General features: G+C 76.0%; 6 protein-coding genes. 5 read left to right on the forward strand and 1 reads right to left on the reverse strand.

Annotated elements, in window-relative coordinates:
- Nucleotides 1-64 precede the first annotated feature (64 nt).
- Together ACFV4N_RS36155 and ACFV4N_RS36160 are read left to right on the forward strand one after the other, a co-directional pair.
- Entirely contained in the window at nt 65-1,321 is a 1,257-nt protein-coding gene (locus ACFV4N_RS36155; protein ID WP_499677167.1) for a basic secretory protein-like protein, read from the forward strand.
- A gap of 9 nt (nt 1,322-1,330) precedes the next feature.
- A complete protein-coding gene (locus tag ACFV4N_RS36160; protein ID WP_499677168.1) occupies nt 1,331-2,461 on the forward strand; it encodes a glycosyltransferase family 4 protein in 1,131 nt (376 codons plus the stop codon).
- Between the two features lie 61 nt (nt 2,462-2,522).
- On the opposite strand, the gene ACFV4N_RS36165 is transcribed toward ACFV4N_RS36160, so the two are convergent.
- Nucleotides 2,523-3,443, reverse strand: coding sequence for a cellulose-binding protein (locus ACFV4N_RS36165; RefSeq protein WP_499677169.1), 921 nt, complete (start codon nt 3,441-3,443; stop codon nt 2,523-2,525).
- A gap of 128 nt (nt 3,444-3,571) precedes the next feature.
- Between ACFV4N_RS36165 and ACFV4N_RS36170 the strand changes: the two genes are divergently transcribed.
- The 3 genes from ACFV4N_RS36170 (at nt 3,572) to ACFV4N_RS36180 (ending at nt 7,725) form a co-directional block, all read left to right on the forward strand.
- Nucleotides 3,572-4,780: a glycosyltransferase family 4 protein gene (locus ACFV4N_RS36170; protein ID WP_499677170.1), complete on the forward strand. Its 1,209-nt coding sequence runs from the start codon at nt 3,572-3,574 to the stop codon at nt 4,778-4,780.
- A complete protein-coding gene (locus tag ACFV4N_RS36175; protein WP_499677171.1) occupies nt 4,777-6,900 on the forward strand; it encodes an amylo-alpha-1,6-glucosidase in 2,124 nt (707 codons plus the stop codon). Before ACFV4N_RS36170 ends, ACFV4N_RS36175 begins: the two co-directional genes overlap by 4 nt.
- Before the next feature lie 618 nt (nt 6,901-7,518).
- Nucleotides 7,519-7,725, forward strand: a complete 207-nt coding sequence (locus ACFV4N_RS36180; RefSeq protein ID WP_499677172.1) for an Rv3202a family protein — start codon at nt 7,519-7,521, stop codon at nt 7,723-7,725.
- Nucleotides 7,726-7,952: the final 227 nt, after the last annotated feature.

Raw genomic sequence — 7,952 nt, forward strand, 5'->3', positions numbered from 1 at the left:
CCCTGGCGCCCCCGGGGGGGCACCCGGGGGTGGGGGGCCCCCGCCGACGCCCCCGCACCGGTCCGTGAACCGCTTCCGGGTGCCGCTGGCCCTGCTCGTGGCCCTCACCTTCCTGGGCGGCCTGACCGCGGCCGTGGCGCCGGACCCGCCCGCGCCCGCCGCAGAGGCCGCGCCCGCGCGGGCGGACGAGGTCCGGTCGCTGCTCGACCGGCGGGCCCGCGCGCTGCTGACCCGCGACGAGACCGCGTTCACCGCCGACCTCGACCCGCTGGCCGACCCCGGGTTCCGGCAGCGGCAGCGCGACCTGTTCCACAACCTCGCCGACGTGCCGCTGGACGGGTGGGAGTACCGGCTGGACGGCGGCGGGACCGACCTGTCCCCGCCGACCCCGCCCGCCGCCGACGAGGCGTGGGCGCCGGGCGTGCGGCTGGCCTACCGGCTGCGCGGCGTGGACGTCGAACCCAGCACGCAGGGCATGGCCTACCTGTTCACCCGGCGCGGCGACCGCTGGTACCTCAACTCCGACACCGCCCTGGAGCCGCTGGGCAGGCGCACCTGGCGCGGGCCGTGGGACTTCGGGCCCTGCCGGGTGCACGGCGGACCCGGCGGTTTCGTGATCTCCCACCCCGGCGGCGAGGCGCTGGCGCGACGGGCGCTGGCCGAGTTGGACGGCGCGGTGCGCGCGGTCACCGAGGTGTGGGGGCCGGCGTGGGCGCGGCAGGTGGCCGTGCTGGTGCCCTCCGGAGCCGAGGAGATGGGCGCGCTGGTCGGACCGGGGTTCGCCACCGGGGCGATCGCGGGCGTCGCCGTGGCCGACCGGGTGGACCCGGCCACGCGCACCGCGCGCGGCCAGCGGGTCGTGCTCAACCCGGACAGCGCGGGCGCCCTGTCGCCCATCGCGCTGCGGGTGCTGCTGCGGCACGAGATCACGCACGTCGCGGTGCGCGGCGAGACCGCGGACGGCGCGCCGATGTGGCTGCTGGAGGGGTTCGCCGACTACGTGGGCTACCGGGGGAGCGGGGTGCCGCCGGAGCGGGCCGCGCCGCTGCTGGCCGCCGCCGTGCGCGAGGCGCCGCCGACCGGCCTGCCCTCGGACGAGGACTTCCGCGGGCCCGACCTGGAGCTGGCCTACCAGCAGGCGTGGTCGCTCAACGCCTACCTGGCGTCGGTGCTGGGCGAGCCGGGGCTGGTGGAGCTGTACCGGCGGCTGGCGCGGGTGCCGGCGTCCGAAGTGGACGAGGCGCTGCCGGGGCTGACCGGCCGGGGCGTCGCCGAGCTGGTTTCGGGCTGGCGCGAGTACCTGGCGGCGACGTTCCCGTAACGTGGGCGCGTGCGTCGGACCCTCCTGGTGACCAATGACTTCCCGCCCCGGCCCGGTGGCATCCAGGCCTACCTGCACGCCCTGGCGGTGCGGTTGCCCGACCTCGTGGTGTACGCGCCGTCGTGGTCCTCGCCCGCCGGTTCGCACCCGGAGTTCGACGAGGTGCAGCCGTTCGAGGTGGTGCGGCACCCCGGCACGCTGATGCTGCCCACGCCCGACGTGGTGCGCCGGGCGGAGGACATCGCGCGCGGCGCGCGATGTGACGCCGTGTGGTTCGGCGCGGCGGCGCCCCTGGCCCTGATGGCGCCCCGGCTGCGGGCGGCGGGCGCGGAGCGGGTGGTGGCGTCCACCCACGGGCACGAGGTGGGTTGGTCGATGCTGCCGGGCGCGCGGCAGGCGCTGCGCCGGATCGGGTCCGATGTGGACGTGGTGACGTTCGTGAGCCGGTACACGCGGTCCCGGTTCGCCGCCGCGTTCGGGCCGATGGCGGCGCTGGAGCACCTGCCGTCCGGTGTGGACACCTCGGTCTACCGGCCGGACCCGGCGGCCCGCGCCGACGTGCGCGCCCGGTACGGCCTGGGCGACCGGCCGGTGGTGGTGTGCGTGTCCCGGCTGGTGCCGCGCAAGGGGCAGGACGTGCTGGTGCGGGCGCTGCCCGACATCCGGCGGCGGGTGCCGGGCGCGGCGCTGCTGGTGGTCGGCGGCGGCCCGTACCGGGCCACGCTGGAGAAGCTGGCCGCGACCGAGGGCGTCGGGGAGCACGTCGTGTTCACCGGCTCGGTGCCGTGGGAGGAGCTGCCCGCGCACTACAACGCGGGCGACGTGTTCGCCATGCCGTGCCGCACCCGGGGCCGCGGCCTGGACGTCGAGGGCCTGGGCATCGTGTACCTGGAGGCGTCGGCGAGCGGGCTGCCCGTGGTGGCGGGCCGGTCGGGCGGCGCGCCGGAGACGGTGCTGGACGGCGTGACCGGGCACGTGGTGGACGGGCGCGAGGTGGCGGGGGTGGCGTCGGCGGTGGCCGAGCTGCTGGCCGACCCGGGCACCGCGGCGAAGATGGGCGAGGCCGGGCGCGAGTGGGTCACGCGGCACTGGCGGTGGGACGACCTGGCGGACCGGCTGGCGGGCCTGATCGACGGCTGAGGCCGCGGGCGGGGTGCGCCGGTTCCGGAGCACCCCGCCCGCGCGGGTGGCGAAGAGGCCCTCAGCTCACGAGTTCCAGCTCGTCCCGCTGCGCCGGGACCTCCTCCGGCAGCGGGTCGAGCAGCGGTGCGGCCGCGGCCAGCAGGTCCTGGGCGAGCTTCAGGCTCTCCGCGATGTCCTCGCGCCGGGCCCGCAGCTCCTCCACGCGGCGTTCGGCCCGGGTGGTGACGCGTTCGGCGTGTGCTTCGGCTTCGGCGGTGACGCGCTCGGCGTGCGCTTCGGCCTGGGCGGTGACGTGCTCCGCGCGTGCTCCGGCCTCGCGCACCAGCCGGGCGGCCTCGGCCTCGGCGGCGGCCCGCAGCCGGGCCAGGTCGGCCAGCGCCTCGGCGCGGCGGGCGTTCATGGCCACCTCGAAGTCCGCTTGCACCTGCTCGCGCAGCGCGGCGGCCCGCTCGTCCAGCTCGCGGCGGCGCAGCTCGGCCTCCCGGGTCATCACCGCGACCCGCTCGTGCGCCTGCCGCATGACCTCCCGGTGCTCGGCCTCCAGGTCGCGCCGCCGGGCGTCGAGTTCGCCGACCAGGCGGTCGTAGCGCTCGCGCAGCCGGCCCGCCGCCCGTTCGGCGGTGGCCCAGTGGTGGTCCGCGGCTGCCTTGGCGCGGTCGGTGATCTCGGCCGCCTGCTCGTGCGCCAGCTCGGCCATGCGCCGCAGGCGGACGTCCAGGGCCAGCGGGTCGATGGGCGTCCGGCACACCTCGTCGAGCTGCCGGCGCAGCACGGTGATCTCCGCGCGGGCGTTCTCCAGCTGGCGGGCGAGGTCCTCGGCGCGGGCCGACGCCGCGTCGCGGTCCACCGCGAGCACGCGCAGGTCGGCCTCGGTGCTCGCGACGTAGTGCCGCACCTGGCGCGGGTCGTAGCCGCGCCACACCACGTCGAAGTCGGTCCGCAGCGGCACCAGGTCCGCGGTGCCCTCCACCGCCGTCACGGGGATCCTCCTCGGCTGTGTGATCCGGTTCATCTGCGCAAGAGGCTTGCGAGCCCTTGAACAACTTTGTTAGCACTCTTAGGCAGAGAGTGCCAACCGTGGTTCGCCGGCCCGCTGAGGAGATCCCCTTGAGCAGCTCGCCTTCCGCCGAAGCCCCCCGGCCCCCGCGCCCGCGCCGCGCCGGGGACCCGCTGCGCATCGCCCTGGTCGCCCCGCCCTACTTCGACGTGCCGCCCAAGGCTTACGGCGGCGTCGAGGCGGTCGTGGCCGACCTGGCCGACGCGCTGGTCGCCCGCGGCCACGCGGTGACCCTCCTCGGCGCCGGGGAGCCGGGCACCGCCGCCCGCTTCGTGCCCGTCTGGGACCGCACCGTGCCCGAGCGGCTGGGCGAGCCGTTCCCCGAGGTCGCCCACGCCGCCGCGGTGCGCCGCGAGCTGGAGCGGCTGGCCCGGGGCGAAGGGCTCGACGTGGTCCACGACCACACCCTCGCCGGCCCACTCAACGCGCCGGGCCTGGCCGCGCTCGGCCTGCCCACCGTGGTCACCGTGCACGGCCCGGTCGACGCCGACCTCCACCGCTACTACCGCGCCCTGGGCGACGACGTGCACCTGGTCGCGATCAGCGACCGGCAGCGGGCCCTGGCCCCGGACCTGAACTGGACCGCGACCGTGCACAACGCGCTGCGCCTGGACGACTGGCCGTTCCGGGACCGCAAGGACGACTACGCGCTGTTCCTCGGCCGCTTCCACCCGGACAAGGCGCCGCACCTGGCGCTGGAGGCCGCGCACGCCGCCGGCGTCCCGCTGGTGCTGGCGGGCAAGTGCGCCGAGCCGATCGAGAAGGAGTACTTCGAGCGCGAGGTGAAGCCCAGGCTGACCGGGCGCGACCACGTCTTCGGCGTCGCCGACGCCACCGAGAAGCGCAAGCTGCTGGCCAATGCCCGGTGCCTGCTGTTCCCGATCCGGTGGGAGGAGCCGTTCGGCATGGTCATGATCGAGGCGATGGCCTGCGGCACGCCCGTGGTGGCGCTGCGCGCGGGCGCCGTGCCCGAGGTGGTGGTCGACGGCGTCACCGGCCTGGTCCGCGACCACCCGGACGAGCTGGTCGCGGCGCTGCGCGAGGTGCGCGACCTGGACCCCGCCGCCTGCCGCGCGCACGTCGCCGCGCACTTCGACGTGGACCGCCTCGGCGCGGGCTACGAGGCCGCCTACCGCCGGGCCCTCGACCTGCACGCCCTGCGCCGCGACTACGGCGCCCTGGACTCCGCGCTCGACCGCGTCTACCGGCGCGGCGTCGACGAGGGGCCCGCCCTGCACGCGTCGGGTGACCGGTCGTGACCGGCTCGCCGGAGCCGTTCAACGCGGGCGAACCGGCGCTGGCCGGCGGCGTCGGCGGCACCACGACGCTGGTGGAGGGCAGCACGTTCTGCCTGTCCGACAGCACCGGCGACATCGAGCCCGGCACCCCGCACGGCCTGTTCTTCCGGGACGCGCGGGTGCTGTCGCGGTGGCAGCTGCGCCTGGACGGCCGCACGCCGCACCCGCTGTCGGTGGCGCACCCCGAGGCGTTCGCCGCGAGGTTCGCGCTGCGCCGGTCTCCCGGCGCCGGGCAGGCCGACAGCACGCTGCTGCTGGTGCGGGAACGCCTCGTCGGCGACGGCATGAGGGAGACCGTCACGGTCGAGAACCTGGGCCGCGTGGCCACGGCCGTGCGCCTGGAGCTGCACGTCGACGCCGACTTCGCCGACCTGTTCGCGGTGAAGGAGGGCCGCGTGGTGCACGGCGGCGCCGACGCCACCGCGGCCGGCCGTGAACTGCTGCTGCGCGACAGAAAGGACGGCTCGCGCGGCCTGTCCGTCAGCGCCACGGGCGACCCCGTCGTGGTCCCCGGCGCGCTGAGCTGGCAGGTCGTGGTGCAGCCCGGGGAGAAGTGGTCGACCGAGGTCGCGGTGCAGCCCACGCTGGCCGGCCGGCCCGTGCAGCCGCGGTTCCACCGCGGCGAGAGCATGGAGAACACCGAGCCCGCGCGCAAGATCCGCGCGTGGCGCGCCGCCAGCACCCTCGTCACCTCGACCGACCCGGTGCTGACCGCCGTGCTGCGCCGCACCGAGAGCGACCTGGGCGCGCTCCAGATCCACGACCCGGCGCGCGACGGCAGGCCGTTCGTGGCGGCCGGCGCGCCGTGGTTCATGACCCTGTTCGGCCGCGACAGCCTGCTCACCGCGTGGATGGCGCTGCCGCTGGACGTCGGCTTGGCGCTGGGCACGCTCCAGACCCTCGCCGAGACGCAGGGCACGAAGGTGGACCCGCTGACCGAGGAGGAGCCGGGGCGCGTGCTGCACGAGCTGCGCCTGGGCCCGGACAGCACGGCGGTGCTGGGCGGCAACCACTACTACGGCACGGTGGACGCGACGCCGCTGTTCGTGATGCTGCTGGCCGAGTGTTGGCGGTGGGGCGCGGACCCCGAGGTGGTGCGCGACCTGCTGCCCGCCGCGGACGCCGCGCTGGCGTGGGTCGACCGGTACGGCGACCGCGACGGGGACGGGTTCGTCGAGTACCGGCGCGCCACCGACCGCGGCCTGGCCAACCAGGGTTGGAAGGACAGCTTCGACGGCGTCAACGACGCCTCCGGCCGCCTCGCCGTCCCGCCGATCGCGCTGTGCGAGGTGCAGGCGTACGCGTACGGCGCGCTGCTCGCCCGCGCGGAGCTGGCCGAGGGCTTCGGCGACCCGGCGGGCGCCGCCCGGCTGCGGGAGCGGGCCGACGGGCTGCGGCGGCGGTTCGCCGAGGCGTTCTGGCTGCCCGACCGGGGCTGGTACGCCGTGGCGCTGGACGGCGCCAAGCAGCCGGTGGACGCGCTGACCAGCAACGCCGCCCACTGCCTGTGGACCGGGATCGCGACCGACGAGCACGCCGCGGTGCTCGTCCGGCGGCTGGCCGACGCCGACATGGACACGGGGTACGGCCTGCGCACGCTCTCCGCGTCGATGGGCGCGTACAACCCGATGAGCTACCACAACGGCTCCGTGTGGCCGCACGACACGGCCATCGCCGTGGCCGGCCTGCTGCGCTACGCCCACGTGCCCGGTGCGGTGGACCTGGCGCACCGGCTCGCCGAGGGGCTGCTCGACGCGGCCTCGGCGTTCGGGGGCCGGCTGCCGGAGCTGTACTGCGGCTTCGCCCGCGCCGACTTCAGCCCGCCCGTGCCGTACCCGACGTCGTGCTCGCCGCAGGCCTGGGCCAGCGCCGCGCCGCTGCTGCTGGTGCGGGCGTTCCTCGGGCTGGAACCGGACGTGCCGCGGCGCAGGCTGTCCCTGTCGCCGCACCTGCCGGAGCGCTGGGGCGAGGTGGCGCTGGCCGACCTGAGGCTGGGGGAGGTCACCGCGCACGTCCGCGCGACCGGCGGCCAAGCCACCGTGGAGGGCCTGCCGGAAGGCTGGACGACCCGGGAGGCGTGACCGGACCACCTGCCCGATGCGGGCCGACCGGCAGGATCACCCGAGCCGCCGGCGGTCCAGGAGGGGCGCCGACCGTCAGTGGTCGGCGCCCGCGGCGCACAGCTGTCCCGCAGGTCGATATCTCCTCTGACCGCTTGACATAATCTCCAGCCGTGGCTATAAGAAATGCATATCGGTCAATGACCAGGTGAACGTGGCCCGGGAGTGATCGACATGACCGGTCGGACAGGCGCCTCGACGATCGGCTCCGCCTTCGCGGACCTCGTCCTGGCGGACCGCGGGTGGGTGGACGCGGAGTTCGAGGCGATCGTCTCCGCCAACTTCGGCCCCACCTCGCGCCCCGTGCGCCGACCTCCGTCCCGGCGCCACCCGCGTCCGGCCGTCACCGACGCGCCCCTGCCCGACCGCGAGGCCGTGGCGACCCGCCCCGAGCCGCGCGAGCGCTCACCACCGCCACACCCCGGAGGTCGGGCCCGGCGTCCAACGACGCACCCGCGACGCAGCGCGGTTCAGTGGCCTCACACCCCAGCAGCACCAACGGACGACGAGATGCGAGCGCGCCCGCCGCCGCCTACCGTGGCAGCGGGCCTTACCCCTGCGCCTCGGGAGGATCACCGAATGAGTCCGGAGACGCCGTCGAACGACGCGGCCGACCAGCTGCGCCCCGCCGTGCCCGAACCGGAGGTCGGCGACCTGGACGAGGAAGCCGCCGTCGGCCACGACGCCACCCCACCCCCCACCCCGGACACCCTGGAAGCGGACCCGGCCGACGTGGCCGACCAACTCCGCGCCGTCCCCCTCCCCGAGGACCCGCCCACCCCCTGACCACCGCGCGTGTCCTCCACTCGGACAGCGCGTGTCGTCCACTCAGAACGCGCGAGTCGTAGAGCGTTATTCAGAAGTCATCGGCTCAGGCGGTAGTGCTCGAGGTTGGTGATGATGCGGATGATTGTGGGCAGTTCGGTCAGGCGGGCTCGGTAGCCGGTGGCGAGGATTTTCCAGTTCTTCAGGTGGGCGATGGTGCGTTCGACGGGCCATCGGTGGTGGGCGAG

The organism is Actinosynnema sp. NPDC059797, assembly GCF_042732085.1.
GTDB lineage: Bacteria > Actinomycetota > Actinomycetes > Mycobacteriales > Pseudonocardiaceae > Actinosynnema.

Bases quoted from the DNA above. Each gene is read 5' to 3' on its own strand.
- ACFV4N_RS36180 (WP_499677172.1), top strand. From the start codon at position 7,519: ATGAGTCCGGAGACGCCGTCGAACGACGCGGCCGACCAGCTGCGCCCC.